At 71.6% G+C, this 14164-nt stretch carries 13 protein-coding genes; 7 read left to right on the forward strand and 6 right to left on the reverse strand.

Translation table 11 applies throughout. From position 1 onward, the window contains the following. Complete coding sequence (locus AC5WRL_RS12890) at nucleotides 1–954, reverse strand: GlxA family transcriptional regulator (RefSeq protein WP_496088595.1); 954 nt, start codon at nucleotides 952–954, stop codon at nucleotides 1–3. A 137-nt stretch (nucleotides 955–1091) separates the two neighbouring features. Between AC5WRL_RS12890 and AC5WRL_RS12895 the strand changes: the two genes are divergently transcribed. Further along, a complete protein-coding gene (locus AC5WRL_RS12895) occupies nucleotides 1092–1523 on the forward strand; it encodes a Rid family hydrolase (protein WP_496088596.1) in 432 nt (143 codons plus the stop codon). Here AC5WRL_RS12895 and AC5WRL_RS12900 read toward each other — a convergent pair. Continuing rightward, nucleotides 1507–2055: a P-loop nucleotide/nucleoside kinase family protein gene (locus AC5WRL_RS12900; protein WP_496088597.1), complete on the reverse strand. Its 549-nt coding sequence runs from the start codon at nucleotides 2053–2055 to the stop codon at nucleotides 1507–1509. The genes AC5WRL_RS12895 and AC5WRL_RS12900 overlap by 17 nt on opposite strands. Continuing rightward, nucleotides 2052–4187: a glycoside hydrolase family 36 protein gene (locus AC5WRL_RS12905; RefSeq protein ID WP_496088598.1), complete on the reverse strand. Its 2136-nt coding sequence runs from the start codon at nucleotides 4185–4187 to the stop codon at nucleotides 2052–2054. Before AC5WRL_RS12905 ends, AC5WRL_RS12900 begins: the two co-directional genes overlap by 4 nt. A gap of 70 nt (nucleotides 4188–4257) precedes the next feature. Between AC5WRL_RS12905 and AC5WRL_RS12910 the strand changes: the two genes are divergently transcribed. The 5 genes from AC5WRL_RS12910 (at nucleotide 4258) to AC5WRL_RS12930 (ending at nucleotide 11121) form a co-directional block, all read left to right on the forward strand. Beyond that, entirely contained in the window at nucleotides 4258–5313 is a 1056-nt protein-coding gene (locus tag AC5WRL_RS12910) for a LacI family DNA-binding transcriptional regulator (protein ID WP_496088599.1), read from the forward strand. A 69-nt stretch (nucleotides 5314–5382) separates the two neighbouring features. After that, nucleotides 5383–6720 (forward strand): ABC transporter substrate-binding protein, encoded by a 1338-nt coding sequence (locus AC5WRL_RS12915; RefSeq protein ID WP_496088600.1) that lies wholly within the window; start codon nucleotides 5383–5385, stop codon nucleotides 6718–6720. A 29-nt stretch (nucleotides 6721–6749) separates the two neighbouring features. Continuing rightward, complete coding sequence (locus tag AC5WRL_RS12920; protein ID WP_496088601.1) at nucleotides 6750–7643, forward strand: carbohydrate ABC transporter permease; 894 nt, start codon at nucleotides 6750–6752, stop codon at nucleotides 7641–7643. Then, nucleotides 7640–8479, forward strand: a complete 840-nt coding sequence (locus AC5WRL_RS12925; RefSeq protein ID WP_496088602.1) for a carbohydrate ABC transporter permease — start codon at nucleotides 7640–7642, stop codon at nucleotides 8477–8479. The genes AC5WRL_RS12920 and AC5WRL_RS12925 overlap by 4 nt, the downstream gene beginning before the upstream one ends. 110 nt (nucleotides 8480–8589) lie before the next feature. Then, nucleotides 8590–11121 (forward strand): CBM35 domain-containing protein, encoded by a 2532-nt coding sequence (locus AC5WRL_RS12930; protein ID WP_496088603.1) that lies wholly within the window; start codon nucleotides 8590–8592, stop codon nucleotides 11119–11121. An 18-nt stretch (nucleotides 11122–11139) separates the two neighbouring features. Here the strand turns inward: AC5WRL_RS12930 and AC5WRL_RS12935 are convergent, their stop codons facing one another. Then, on the reverse strand, nucleotides 11140–12186 hold the full coding sequence (locus AC5WRL_RS12935; protein WP_496088604.1) for an Rv2578c family radical SAM protein: 1047 nt from the start codon (nucleotides 12184–12186) through the stop codon (nucleotides 11140–11142). A gap of 108 nt (nucleotides 12187–12294) precedes the next feature. Here AC5WRL_RS12935 and AC5WRL_RS12940 point away from each other — a divergent pair, with 108 nt between their 5' ends. Then, nucleotides 12295–12756: an SRPBCC family protein gene (locus tag AC5WRL_RS12940; RefSeq protein WP_496088605.1), complete on the forward strand. Its 462-nt coding sequence runs from the start codon at nucleotides 12295–12297 to the stop codon at nucleotides 12754–12756. A gap of 73 nt (nucleotides 12757–12829) precedes the next feature. Here AC5WRL_RS12940 and AC5WRL_RS12945 read toward each other — a convergent pair whose 3' ends face one another. After that, complete coding sequence (locus AC5WRL_RS12945; RefSeq protein ID WP_496088606.1) at nucleotides 12830–13075, reverse strand: hypothetical protein; 246 nt, start codon at nucleotides 13073–13075, stop codon at nucleotides 12830–12832. Between the two features lie 57 nt (nucleotides 13076–13132). Continuing rightward, nucleotides 13133–13924 (reverse strand): VOC family protein, encoded by a 792-nt coding sequence (locus AC5WRL_RS12950; protein WP_496088607.1) that lies wholly within the window; start codon nucleotides 13922–13924, stop codon nucleotides 13133–13135. Between the last annotated feature and the right edge of the window lie 240 nt (nucleotides 13925–14164).

A 14164-nucleotide genomic window follows, 5' to 3' on the forward strand; every position in this document is an offset into this window, starting at 1 on the left:
TCACGCCATCGTGTGCGACTTCCGGTAGATGGACGGGGGCACGCCGAGTTCTCGGCGGAAGATGGTGCGGAAGTTCGCGGCCGTGCCGAAACCCGTCGTGGCGGCGATCCGGTCGACGGACCAGTCGGAGGTCTCCAGCAGCCGGCGCGCCGCGCGCATCCGCTGCTGGGTCACCCAGTGCATGGGCGGCAGCCCCGTCTCCCGTACGAAGCGCCGGATGAAGGTCCGCCGCGACAGCAGACTGTGGTCCGCCATGCGCTGCACGGTGAGCGGCGCCGCCAGATTGTCGATCGCCCACTCCCGGGTGGCCCGCAGGCTGTCCCGGGCGGGGGCGGGACGGTCGGCGTACTGCGGCTCGCTGCCGCCCCGGGCGGCGGAGAGGACGACGCCCTTCGCCACGTCGTCCGCCGCCGTGGCGCCCGCATCGGTCTGGATGACATGCAGCAGCGCGTCGATTCCCGCGCCCGCGCCGGCCGAGGTCAGCACGGGGCCGTCCTCGACGAAGAGCTGATTCTCGACGACCTCCACCCCCGGATATCGCGCCCCGAGCTGATCGGTGTAGCGCCAGTGCGTCGTGGCCGCTTTTCCGTCCAGCATTCCGGCGTCCGCGAGGGCGAAGACGCCCGTGCAGATCGCGACGGTACGGGCGCCCCTTTCGACCGCGCCGGTCAATTGCTTCAGATAAGCATCGGGGACCGGGCGCAGCGGATCGTCATAGCCGGGAATCACCACGATATCGGCGCGTTCGGCGGCGGAGAGCGGGTGCGTCGGCCTGATGTCGCCGGCCGCCTCGGCGGCCGGCGATCCACCGCCCGCGTCAGCGGCGCACAGCACGACCCGGTAGCCGGGATGCTGCCCGAAGACATGCGCCGCGATGCTCACATCCAGCGCGAACGCGCGCGGCACCGCGAGAATCGCGACCACCGTCGCGCCGTCCGTGGATCCCTGTGTCACTCCTCCAGCGTACGGGTCGGGCCACGCTGGCACGATCCTTGCCGGAAGTGGCACGGCCACCTGTGGCCCGGCCCGACCCGGCCCCCATACGGTTTCGGCAGTACCGGGAAAACCCGCATTTCGCTGATCGGAGCGCCATGAGCGACGCACGCCGGACCGAAAGCCACTCCGTTCCGTGGGAAGAGACCCACGGATATGTCCAAGCCGTCAAGCACGGCGACACCATTTATCTCTCCGGCCAGGTGGCACACCAGGGGGCGGAACTGGTCGCCCCGGCCCCGGTCGATGAATCCGGAAAGGTCACCGACTTCTCCAACACGGGCGCGCAAATGCGCCAGTGCTACGCCAACGCGGCCGAACTTCTCGGACGTTTCGGTGCCTCGCTCGACGATGTCGTCGAGGAGGTCCTCTATGTGATCGACCCCGACACGGCGGGCGAGGCGGCCGGGCCGGTCCGCAAGGAGGCGTACGGCCGCCCCGACCCCCAGGTGGCCAGCACCGTCATCGGCACCCCCCGGCTGGCCTTCCCCGAGCTGCTGGTCGAGGTGCGGTTCACCGCCCGGGTCTGACCCGGGCGGTGAGGCGGGTGGCCAGGGCGCGGACGTCCACAGGAGCGGAGGTATCCACCAGGTGGACCGGGCCCAGCGCCAGCGGTCGGGCCGTGCGCTCCCACTCCTCCCATCTCTCCTCGTCCTCGGCCACCACATGCACCGGATGCCGGATGCCGGCCCGGTCGGCGCAGCGGGCGCGGGCCACCGCCGTCGGGAGCTCGCACCACACCTCGTGCACCTCCGTGGCCCCCGCCCGGCGCAGCCCCGCCGCGACCATCGGCCGCAGCGGGGCCGGCCACGGACTCTCCAGCACCGCCCGGCCATTCGCGTCCGCCAGCAGTGACCACAGCGACTCCGCCGCCGCGCGGCCAAGCGCACCGTTCCACTCCCGGTCGCTCAGAGCGAGTGGGCGCAGTGGGGCCAGGTGGTCCGCCAGGGTCTCCTTCACGGTGTCCTTGCTGAACAGTGGCAGCCCCAACTCCCGTGCCAGTGCCCGGGCGAGGGTCGTTCTGCCCGCGCCCGGGAGGCCGTTGACCAGGATGGTGGTCATGCCAGGCGCAGCAGCAGTGCGGTCGGGGTGCGGGGGAGGGTGATGGTCAGGGTGCCGGGGGTGGGGGACCAGGTGGCCTCGCCGGCGGGCGCGGTGGCCGGGTGGATGATCCGTGGGGTCAGCGCGCGGCCCCGCAGGTGGGGGAGGGGGAGGGTACGTGCCGGGTCGCCGGACCGGCGCCAGACCGTCAGGTACGAGGCGCCACCGGCCGTGCGCAGACCCAGTGCCAGCCAGTCGTCCTCCCACTGCGGCACGCCCAGCGGCCAGAACGGCACCGCCCCGGGCAGTTCGGCGCGCAACTCCTTGTAGACGCGCACCGCGTCCCGGACCTGCGTCAGCTGGTCCTCCGTCATCCGGTTCAGATGGCCCGACAGATGGATCCGCCCCAGCAGCGCGCCCGCCAGCGTGAACGCGATCTCGTCAGAGGTGAACTCCGGCTGCGGATACGCCCACACCGCGCCCTGCTCCGGCGGCACCGCCGTGGGAGCCGCTGCCGCGATCGGCGGGTAGCGCAGGAAGTCCTGCTGATCGCTGGTGGATTGCAGTTGCAGCAGCGCAAGCGACGAGCCGTCCATCCGCATGCCGCCCGAGGCGCAGTTCTCGATCACCAGCCGTGGATGGCGCTCCAGTACCCCGCGCAGCCAGTCCTGGTACGCCCGGGCGTGCCCCAGCAGCCCGGCGCCCGGGCTGGTGGTGCCGCCGGTGTCGGTGCCGGGCGGGACGGAGATGTTGTAGTCCAGCTTGAGATAGCCCACCCCCCACTCGCCGGCGAGCCGGTCCACCGTCTCGTCGAGGTGGCGGCGCGCGGCCGGGTGGCGCAGGTCCAGCTGGTAGCGGCCGTTCTCCCGGACCCGCGCCCCGTCCCGGGTGAAGTACGCGGCGTCCGGCAGCGTGGGGGCGATCGGGCTGCGTACCCCGACCACTTCGGGCTCCAGCCACAGCCCAGGGACCATGCCGTGGGAGCGGATCCGGTCCAGCACCTCGTGGATGCCGCGTTCCCCGGGGAACCGGGCGGCGGCCGGCTGCCAGGCGCCCACCGTGTCCCACCAGCCCCCGGCGTCATTGTCGTACCAGCCGGCGTCGATCACGAAGTACTCCGCGCCCGCACTCGCCGCCGCGTCGATCAGCGGCAGCAGCTTCTCGGTGGTCGGATCGCCGCTGAGGGTGTTCATGTAGTCGTTGAAGATCACCGGCAGGGCTTCGTGGTCCGGGTGCGGGCGCCGCAACAGCCGCCGGTAGGACGTCAGTTCGGCCAGCGCGCCCTCGAAACCCGCGTCCGACACGGCCAGCGCCGCCGGCACCGTGGTGAAGGACTCGCCGGGGGCCAGTCGTTCGCTCCACTGATGCTCGGTGTCGGTCGGCCCCCACAGCGCGAGATAGCCGGCCGCGTGGCGTTCGCCCGTCTCCCAGGTCCAGCCGGTCGGCGACTCGATCTGCCACAGCCATGCCGCACCGGACGCGCCGTCATCGCCCCGGGTCAGCGCGCCCATCGGCAGGTGGCCGTCGGTCGGCCAGCTGCCCCGGCTGCTGTACGCCACCCGGCCGCGCGAATCCTGCTGGTGCAGCCCGTGGTTGAGGTCCGGGACCCGGCGGCGCAGCGGTTCGCGCCGCCAGCGGCACTCGGCGAGCCAGTCGTTCTCCGCCCAGTGCAGGGTCAGTTCACCGGGGCCCGGCAGCCCGCCCAGCGTCAGCGAGGAGACCGCGTACACCGTACGCACCCCGTCGTCCGCCTCATTGGTCACCGTCACCGAGCCGCGCAGCACCGCTGTCCCCTCGGGGGACTCCAGGAGCAACGCCACCGCCAGCCCGCTCACTTCGTCCACCAGGTCGAGCCGCAACCGGTGCCAGGGCCCGGACACCTCCGTCGTGTGCGAGCGCAGCCGCAGCCGCCGCCCCACCGCCGTGTCGATGCCGCGCTGCCCGCTCCACTCGCTGCCCGTCCCCGCCGCCAGCAGTTCCACCACCGGTACCGCCGCCGCGACCGGCGACTCCGGCGCGCCCGGCGGCCCGAGCCGTACCGTACGCAGCGCTCCGTCGGCTCCCGCCGCGAACTCCGCGGTCAGCGCCGAGTGGCCCCACCGGACCCGGACATCGGTGGCAGTGGCGGCGGTCTGCTCATCGCTCGACGACACGGTGATCCCCTTGTGAATTCCCGGTTTCCACTGTCTTGACGGCCCCTGTGTGACCGGTCACAATCCTGGCATGCCTGTGACCGGTCACACAAGGAGTGGCGGACGCCCCGCCAGCATCCGCGACGTCGCCGATGCCGCCGGGGTGTCCTACCAGACCGTCTCCCGGGTCATCAACGGACACCCCAGCGTGCGCCCCGCCACCCGCACCCGGGTCGAAGCCGCCATCGCCGCCCTCGGGTTCCGGCGCAGCGCCACCGCGCACGCGCTGGCCAGCGGCCGGAGCCGGGCGCTGACCGTACTCACCTCCAACACCACCCACTACGGCTACGCCGCCGCCCTCAAAGGCATCGAGGAGGCGGCCCGCGCCGCCTCCTTCGCGGTGGGCATCTCCGTCCTGGAGTCGGACGAGGACCACGTGGTACGCGACGCCGTACGCCGCGCCACCGACTCCGGCGGCGGACTGATCGTGATCGCCTACGACCGCCCCGGCGTCCGCGCCCTGCAACTCGTCCCCGACGACGCCAAGATGGTGGCCGCCGTGGAGACCCCGGCCACCGCCCCGCCGCCCGGCAGCCCCTGGGTGTGGACGGACGACCGCGCCGCCGCCCGCCGCATGACCCGCCACCTCCTCGACCTCGGCCACCACACCGTCCACTACCTCGCCATCCCCTCCACCACCGACACCAGCGGCGGGGCCCAGCGCGCCGCCGGCTGGCGCGAGGCGCTGCGCGAGGCCGGCCTGCCCGCCCCCGAACCGCTGCTCGCCGGCTGGGAGCCGGCCGACGGCTACGCCGCCGGGCGCCGTCTCGCCGCCGACCCGGACGTCACCGCCGTGCTGTGCGGCAACGACGACCTGGCGCTCGGGATGCTGCGCGCCCTGCACGAGGCCGGCCGCGCGGTGCCGGGCGACGTCAGCGTCGCCGGCTTCGACGACGCCCCGCACTCCGCCTATCTCAGCCCGTCCCTCACCACCGTCCGGCTCGACTTCACCGGCCTGGGCCGCGCCACCTTCGCGCTGCTGCACGGCCTGCTGGAGGCCGGCGAACCCATCACCCCGCACTCCGTGGCCCCGCCCGAGCTGATCATCCGTGAGAGCACCGGCCCGGTGCCCCGACCGCCCCGCTGACGTACGGCGCCGCCCGCCCCCCTACCGGGCACCGGCCGCGCCGCCACCGAACGCCCCCAGGAGTCCACGATGAAGAGGACATCCACCGCACTGGCCCTCCTGTGGGCCGGCGCCCTGACCCTGCCCCTGATCCTGACCGCCGGATGCAGTGACAGCTCCGTCATCGACCACACCGACGAGGCGGCCCGCATGACGCCCGTCGACCCGCTCGGCGACCTGTCCGGCGTCACCCTCACCTTCTGGACCGCCCAGTCCTCCGTCGAGGCCGCCGCCCCGGTCATCGACGCCTTCGAGGCGGCCACCGGGGCGACCGTGCGCACCGAGGCGATCCCCGACCTGTACGAGCAGAACGTGCCCACCCGGCTCGCCGCCGGCGACATGCCCGACCTGCTGTTCTGGCAGCCCAGCATCTCCACGCTGCCCTTCATCCACCCGCAGCGCAATCTGCTGCCGCTGGACAACGAGCCCTGGGTCGCCGAACTCGGCCCCACCGAAGCCTCCCTGGGCGTCATCGACGGCACCCGCTTCGCCGCCATCGTCTCCAGCCCCGCCATGCTCGGCGTCTACTACAACAAGGCGGTCTTCGCCGAAGCCGGCCTGACCGAGGACGACTTCCCCACCAGCTACGCCGAACTCCTCCGGCTGGGCCACACCGTCCAGGACCGTACGGACGCCGCCGCCTTCTACGAGGCCGGCGGCGATCAGTGGCCGCTGCAATGGCAGGTGCAGGCGCAGCTCACCGACCTCCCCGACAGCTGGTGGCAGGGCCTCAACCGCAACGAGCAGCACTGGACCGACCCGGTGGTGGTCGATGCCATCGCCACCTACCGGGACGACCTGCTCGGCGCCGGCCTCGCCCAGCAGGACTACCGCACCGGCACCTTCACCGGCCAGGCCGACGCCCTGTGGGAGGGCAGCTCCGCCATGGCGCTCAATGTCACCGCCCTCCAGACGCTCTTCCAGGCCCAGCACCCGACCGAGGAGATCGACGACACCATCGGCTGGTTCCCGGTCGCCAACTCCGACGCGAACGGCCTCTACTCACCCGACCAGGCCAACGGCGTGGTCGCCTTCCGCACCGGCGACGAGACCCGGCAGAACGCCGCCCGGCAGTTCCTCGCGTACTGGCTCGGCCCCGGCTACCCCGACTACCTCGACGCCCGCCGGATCACCTCCGTCCAGCCGGCCGTCCCCACCCCCGACGGCCTGCCACAGATCGCCCTCGACCAACTCGCCGCGCTGCCGGGGGCACACGGCGTCTTCCAGGCGAAGGCCATCGTCGCCCCCGACCTGCACGTCGGGCTCGCCGAGCTGATCTACGGCCAGAAGTCCCCCGAAGCGGTCGCGCGGTTCGTCGACGACCAGTTCTCCGAAATCGCCCAGGCCCAGGGCGCCGAAGGCTTCTGAGGAAGCATCAGAGAGGAGGAACCGTGCCCATGGCCACTTCCGGCACCCGCGCCCGCGCCCCCGGCCGGATATCCCGGGCGGCCGTGCACCACCCCTGGTGGTTCGCGCTGCCCGCCGTCCTCGTCTTCGGCGGCTTCTTCCTGCTGCCCAACCTGCTGAACTTCGTCTACCCCTTCACCGACTGGTCCGCCTACCAGAGCCGGATCTCCTACGTCGGCCTCGACAACTTCCAGCGAATCCTCGACAACGGCGCCCTGCTCCGCGCCATCCGCACCACCCTCCTGTACGCGCTGCTCGCCGCCTTCTTCCAGAACCTCTTCGGCCTGCTGCTCGCGCTCCTGCTGGAGAAGGACACCCGCTTCAACCGGCTCTTCCGCACCGTCTTCTTCCTCCCCGTCCTCATCTCCGCGCTCGCCGTCGGCTACCTCTTCCAGGCCCTCCTCAACACCGACGGCGCCCTCAACAACGCGCTGGGCACCGCCATCCCCTGGCTGGGCAGCACCACCTGGACGATCGTGCTGGTCGCCGTCATCCACGGCTGGAAGTGGATGGGCCTGGCCATGCTGATCTACCTCGCCGGCCTCAAGGGCATCCCCGGCGAGACCCTGGAGGCGGCCCGCGCCGACGGCGCCGGACCCTGGCGGATGTTCTGGTCCATCCGCTTCCCCCTCCTCGCCCCCGCCGTCACCTTCAACGTCACCACCTCACTCCTGGGTTCGATGAACACCTTCGACATCGTCCAGGCCACCACCGGCGGCGGCCCGGCCGGCGCCACCGAGGTGATGAACATCTACATGTTCCGCGTCTTCGGCCAGGGCCTGTACGCCCAGGCGTCCGCCATGAGCCTGGTGCTCTTCCTGGTGGTCGTCGCCCTGGCCATCCCGCTGGTGACCGGCCTGCGCAAGAGGGAGCAGCTGCTGTGAACACCACCGCGCCCGCCGTCATCTGGCGCTGGAGCCGCCCCGCCCTGGTTATTGTGCTCGCCGCGCTCGCCGTGGGCGTACCACTGTGGCTGGTGCTGGTCACCGCCGCCAAGCCGCAGGGCGAGGCCGTACGCCCCAACCTCGACCCGCCGCAGCACTGGCAGCCCGCCCAGAACTACTCCGACGCCCTGGGCCAGGGCGAGATGCTGCGCGGCCTGCTCAACAGCCTGCTGGTCATCGTCCCGGCCGTCATCCTCGTACTGGTCCTGGGCGCGGCAGCCGCCTGGGTGTTCGCCCGCCGCAGGGGCAAGCTGGTCACCATCGCGTACACCGTCTGCATCAGCGGGCTGCTGCTGCCCCCGGCGATCATCACCATCGTGCTGCAACTGCGCCAGCTCGGCCTGGCCGGCACCCGCCCCGGAATGATCGCCGTCTACACCGCCATGTATCTGTCCACGGCCATCTTCTTCATGACCGGCTTCATCCGGGCCATCCCGCACGAGCTGGAGGAGGCCGCCCGGATGGACGGCGCCGGCCCGCTGCGGATCTTCGCCCGGATCATCCTGCCGCTGCTGCGCCCGGTCATCGCCACCGCCACGATCATGGTGATGCTCTACGCCTGGAGCGACGTCTTCTACGCCTTCTTCGTGCTGGGCGGGGGCGACGCCGCCACGCTGCCGATCAAGCTCTTCCAGGTCGCCAGCGCCCAGCTGTACCTCAACAACTGGCATCTCATCTTCGCCTATGTGGTGCTGATGAGCCTGCCGATGGTCGTGGTCTTCCTGGTCGCCCAGCGAAGGATCGTCTCCGGCATCACCAGCGGAGCCGTCAAGTAACCCCTGTTCAACCCCCGTTCCGAAGGAAAGGACTGCACCCCCACATGAGCGAGTCCCCAGCACGGCACGGAACATCCCGCCCAGCGAGAGCGAAAAGGAAACTCCTCCGCATGACGATCGCCGCCGCCGTCGCCGTGGCCACCCTCGGCGCCGCCGCCCCGGCCGGTGCCGCCGCCGAGGAGCCGGCCGCCGCCCCCGCCCTCACCGTCGACCTCGGCGCAGCCGAGGGCCCCCTGCTGTACGGCGCCAACGGCGCGCTGTACGGCCTCAGCGACGACGGCGTCCCCAGCGACGCCATCCTCGCCCCGCTCAAGCTGACCACCATCACCCAGAAGCCCGAGGGCGGGGCCCAGCACCCCAACGGCGACGCCCTCACCGTCTCGGACTCCTTCTTCCGCAACGGTGGCGGCGACGTCTACGTGATGATGCAGGACATCTACGCCCAGTGGCCGTACGAGGATCTTGGCCTGGCCGACTATCTCACCAAGGTCGACGGCATCATCGAACGGATCGCCGCCCACCCGGACGCCGACCGCTTCGTCGTCGTCCCCTTCAACGAACCCGACCAGATCTGGTACCGGCTGGACATCGCCGACACCGCCCAGTACCAGCGCAACCGCGACCGCTTCCTCGCCGACTGGTCCACCGTCCACGACCGGATCCGCGCCATCAGCCCCACCCTGCGCATCGCCGGGCCCAACGAGGCGCGCTACGACCGCCGTTTCCTGCCCGACTTCTACCGCTACGCCCACGACCACGGCGTGCTGCCGGACATCACCACCTGGCACGAGCTGTCCCCCGACTCGCTGCGCTCCTTCCAGGGCAACCTGGACCACTACCGGGCCCTGGAGCGGGAGATCGGCTTCGGCCCGCTGCCGGTCAACATCGACGAGTACGCCAACCGCCGCGATCTGTCGGTGCCGGGCCAACTCGTCCAGTGGGTGAGCATGTTCGAGCGCAACAAGGTTTTCGCCAACCAGGCGTACTGGGACATGGCCGGCAACCTCGACGGCAATGTGGTGCGCGCCAACATCCCCAACGGCGGCTGGTGGTTCTTCCGCTGGTACGCCGCGCTGAGCGGCGACACGGTGCGCGTCACCCCGCCGCGGGCCGACACCATCGACACCCTCCAGGGCCTGGCCTCCCTGGACACCGGCCGGCGCCAGGCCCAGGCCCTGGTGGGCGGCGCGGACGGCGCCGCCGATGTGGTCTTCCGGCGCGTCGACCCGGCGCTGTTCGGCGACCGGGTCGCCATCACCGTCGCCGAGGCCCGCTGGTCCGGCTACGAGGGCGCCCACCCCGCGCCCCGGGTCATCGGCCGCGGTACGGCACCGGTCGGCGCGGACGGTACGGTCACGGTGCCGCTGGCGGGGATGGAGCGGATGTCGGCGTACCGGGTGGTGCTCACCCCGGCGGGATCGGGCACCCCGGACAGGGTGCCGGCGCACTGGCGCGGCACGTACGAGGCGGAGGACGCCCGCATCACCGGCGGGCAGATCTACACCCAGGGCACCGTCGCCAACGCCAACGGCTACGCCACCTCCGGCACTCGCGATGTCGGCTCGCTCAACCAGCCCGACAGCCAAGTGGAGTTCACCGTCGAGGTGCCGGCCCCCGGCGACTACGACCTGACCGTCTTCTACGGCAACCGGAGCGGTGAGCCGGCCACTCAGCGCCTGATCGTGGACGGAGCCCCGGCCGGCACCGTGACCTACTCCGCGACGCTCAACTGGACCTATCGCGCCACCGCGACCGTGCCCCTCGCGCTGACCGCCGGCCGGCACACCCTCACCCTCGCCAAGGGCGACGGCGAGGCCACCCTGGACAAGATCGAACTCACCCCGGCCGCCGAGCCCTTCACCGCCTACGAGGCCACTCTCGCGGACACCACCGGCAGCCCCGGCTACGACTACACCTCGACCGCCGGACCCGGCACCGGCGCACTGGTGCTGGGCAGTGCGGCGGACGGCGCGGTCTTCGACGTGTACGCGCCCCGCGACGGCTACTACCGGCTGACCCCGCGCTACACCGGCGCGGGCCCGCTGACCCTCACCGCGCACGGCGAACGGTTCGCCGCCCCGGCCGGGCAGGGGCAGCGGGTGCTGCTGGCGGCCGGCAACAACCGGATCACCGCCACCGCCACCGCCACCGCCACCGGCACCGGCACCGGCAGCACCGCGCTCACGGCCCTGGAGGTGACCGGCGCCGGGGACACCACCGGCCTGGCCACGTACCAGGCGGCCGGCGCCACGCTGGCCGGCACCACCACCCTGGCGAGCAGCCCGCACGCCGCAGGCGGCACGTATCTGCGCTGGCTGGGCAACGGCGAGGCCAACACCGCCGCCTTCACCGTCCGCGCCGAGCGCACCGGCCCGCACCTGCTGATCGTGCACTACGCCAACGACGAGCGCGCCGACAACGGCCACGCCTACAACTCGGACGTCATCTCCCGCACCCTGGACATCCGGGTGGCCGGCGCCACCACCCGGGCGACGTTCCGCAACTCCTACGGCTGGCAGAACTTCTGGGGCCAGGCCGTCCTCATCGACCTCCCCGCCGGCACCCACACCCTCACCCTGGCCAACCCGGCCGCCCACGCCCCCGACATCGACCGCCTCGAACTGGCCCCGGTGCGGGGCTGATCCTGCCCCGCACCGCCTTCACAGCAGAGTCAGCTGAGTGGCGGCCGGCTCCCGGCCGGCCGCCTCCGGCTCATCGGGTACGGGCTCGGGCGGAATGCCGCGCGCGGCTCCCGGCCGGGCGGCCGGGCCGATGCCGTACTCGGCGGCCAGCTCGTGCACCTGCCGGGTGATCCGCCGCTGATACCAGGTGGGGGCGTACGCGCCGCCCTCGTACAGCACCTCGTAGCGCCGCACCAGCCCGGGATGGTGCCGGGCCAGCCAGCTCATGAACCACTCCCGCGCGCCGGGCCGCAGATGCAGCGCCAGCGGCGTCACCGAGGTGGCCCCGGCGGCGGCGATCGCCCGTACGGTGGCGCGCAGCTGCTCGGGGGAGTCCGCCAGGTACGGGATCACCGGCGCCATCAGCACCCCGCAGCCGATGCCGTGGTCGGTGAGCGCCCGCACCACCTCCAGCCGCCGCTGCGGGGCCGGGGTGCCGGGCTCCACGGTGCGCCACAGCTCGGGGTCGGTGAAGCCGACCGAGACGGAGACCCCGATCTCGGTGACGGCGGCGGCCTCCCGCAGCAGGGGGAGATCGCGCAGAATCAGTGTGCCCTTGGTGAGGATCGAGAACGGGTTGGCGTAGTCGCGCAGCGCCGAGATGATCCCGGGCATCAACCTGTACTTGCCCTCCGCCCGCTGATAACAGTCGACGTTGGTGCCCATCGCGACGTGCTCGCCCTGCCAGCGCCGCCCGCCCAGCTCCTTGCGCAGCAGCTGCGGGGCGTTGACCTTGACCACGATCTGTGAGTCGAAGCCGATGCCGGTGTCGAGGTCGAGATAGCTGTGGGTCTTGCGGGCGAAACAGTAGACGCAGGCGTGACTGCATCCCCGGTACGGGTTGACCGTCCATTCGAACGGCATCCGGGACGCGCCCGGCACCCGGTTGAGGATCGAACGCGCCCGCACCTCGTGGAAGGTGATCCCCCGGAACTCGGGGGTGTCGAACGTCCTGGTGACGACTTCGGAGCCGAAGAGGGCGGGGCTGGCGGCCCGGCCGTCCTCGCTCAGGTTGTTCCAGCGCATGCAAATAGAACACCGGTTCGAATCCGGTCTGTCAAGCGCGGATTTTGGGGGAGGGGCGCACAGATGGTTGGCTTGCCGCCAAGTCCGAAGATCGCCGGGAGGATTGTCATGGCGCAGGTAGAAGTCATTACTCAGCGTGAGATCAACGCGGAGCCGGACGATGTGCTGGACGCCATCGCGGACTATCGGGAGGTACACCCCCGGCTGCTTCCGGAGCAGTTCACCGACTTCGAGGTGCGCGAGGGCGGCGACGGGGAGGGGACGGTGGTCTTCTTCCGGCTCCACGCCACGGCCAAACGGGTCCGCGAGTGCCTGATGGAGGTCACCGAACCGGATGACAACACCCTGGTGGAGACCGACCGCAACTCCACGCTGGTCACCACCTTCACGGCGGTGCCCGGCTCGGTGAAGGGCACCTCCAGCGTGACCATCCGCAGCACCTGGGAGGGCGCCGGCGGCATCGGCGGGATCTTCGAGCGGATCTTCGCCCCGCGCGGCCTCAACGGCTTCTACGAGCAGATCCTGGCCAACCTGGCCAAGGAAGTGGAGTCCGGCGCCGGCAAGGAGTAAGTGGTCGCGTCCCCGCGCGACCGCGCCGCCCGCCGGCCAGGCGGGCGGCGGCCCCCGTACGCACCAGTGCCCGCTACGCCGCGCCCGGGTGCCAGGCCGGCCATTCCTCGGGGCGGTCGGCCCAGTGCACCTGCTCCGGGTCATCGAGATCGATGTCCGGGAAGAGCTGCCGGATGCGCGGCTCGAACTCCTCCTCGGACAGCGGCTCCCAGCCCACCCCGCGCAGCCAGACCAGCCGGTAGCGGTGGTCGTCGCCGAAGGAGCCCACGTACACCGGATAATCGGGCTCCGGTGGGCGTGGACGTTTCGCTCTGGTCATCCCACCACCGCCTTCCGCTGGTCCGCCTTCCGCCAGGTGTGCCGTACGGGCCGGGGCTCACATCTCGGGCTTCTCGCCCTTCGTGGTCGACATGTCGATCACGGTGAACCGCGCGCCGTTGTCGTCCGCGCACTCGGCCCAGCGGCCGAACGGGCTGTCCTGCGGCTCGCTGATGATCCGGCCGCCCAGCTTCTCCGCGGTGGCCGCCGCGTCGTCGCAGTGGTCGACGCCGAAGTACAGCCGCGCGTACGTGCCGCTCTCCGCCGCGCCGGCCCCGGTCGGCATGGGCATCCGCCCCGCCACCGCCTGGCCGCCGGCGTGCACGGTCTTGTAGTCGAACTCGCCCGGATCGCCGACCCGGTGCATCTCCACCGGGAAGACCGCGCTGAAGAACGTGTCGAACGCCGCCGCGTCGCTGGTCACCACCTCGCTCCAGCACACCGACCCCGGCTGCCCCATCGCGCCGAAGCCCTGGTGGGTGCCCGGCTGCCAGCAGCCGAACGTCAGCCCGTCCGGGCTCTGCGCGATCAGCATCCGGCCGAACTCGCCGACGCTCATCGGCTCCATCAGCAGCGTGCCGCCGTTCTCCCGGATCCGGCCCGCGGTCGCCTGCACGTCGTCGGTGGCGAAGTACAGCGTCCAGGCCGGGGTCAGCTCCTGGCCCGGCATCGGGGGCATGAGTGCGGCCATCGGCTTTCCGTCCAGGCTGGCCATCGTGTATCCGCCGTAATCGGGACCCGCGGTCATGAAGTCCCAGCCGAACATCTCCCGGTAAAAGGTCTTGCCGGCGTTGAGATCGGCGACCACACAGTCGGCCCAGATCGGTGCTCCTTCGGGAAATTCCGCCATGGGTAACGCCTCCACAAGAAGTATGGGCATGGAATATGGAGATAATCCTCTTCTTCCACGCTAACCACAGACCGGGCATCGTGCAGGGCGAATGGGTGATTACCGAACGTGTGTACGTGAGCGCCGTCGGGCGCCAGGCGTACGGGGCGCACACGCTCGGCGCGTGAAAGCGCCGGCGCACCACCACCTTCGCCATTGCCCCCCGCCGCCGCCCCGCCGGGGGATACCGTGGAACCGCTC

It is taken from the genome of Streptomyces sp. NTD107, assembly GCF_059510435.1.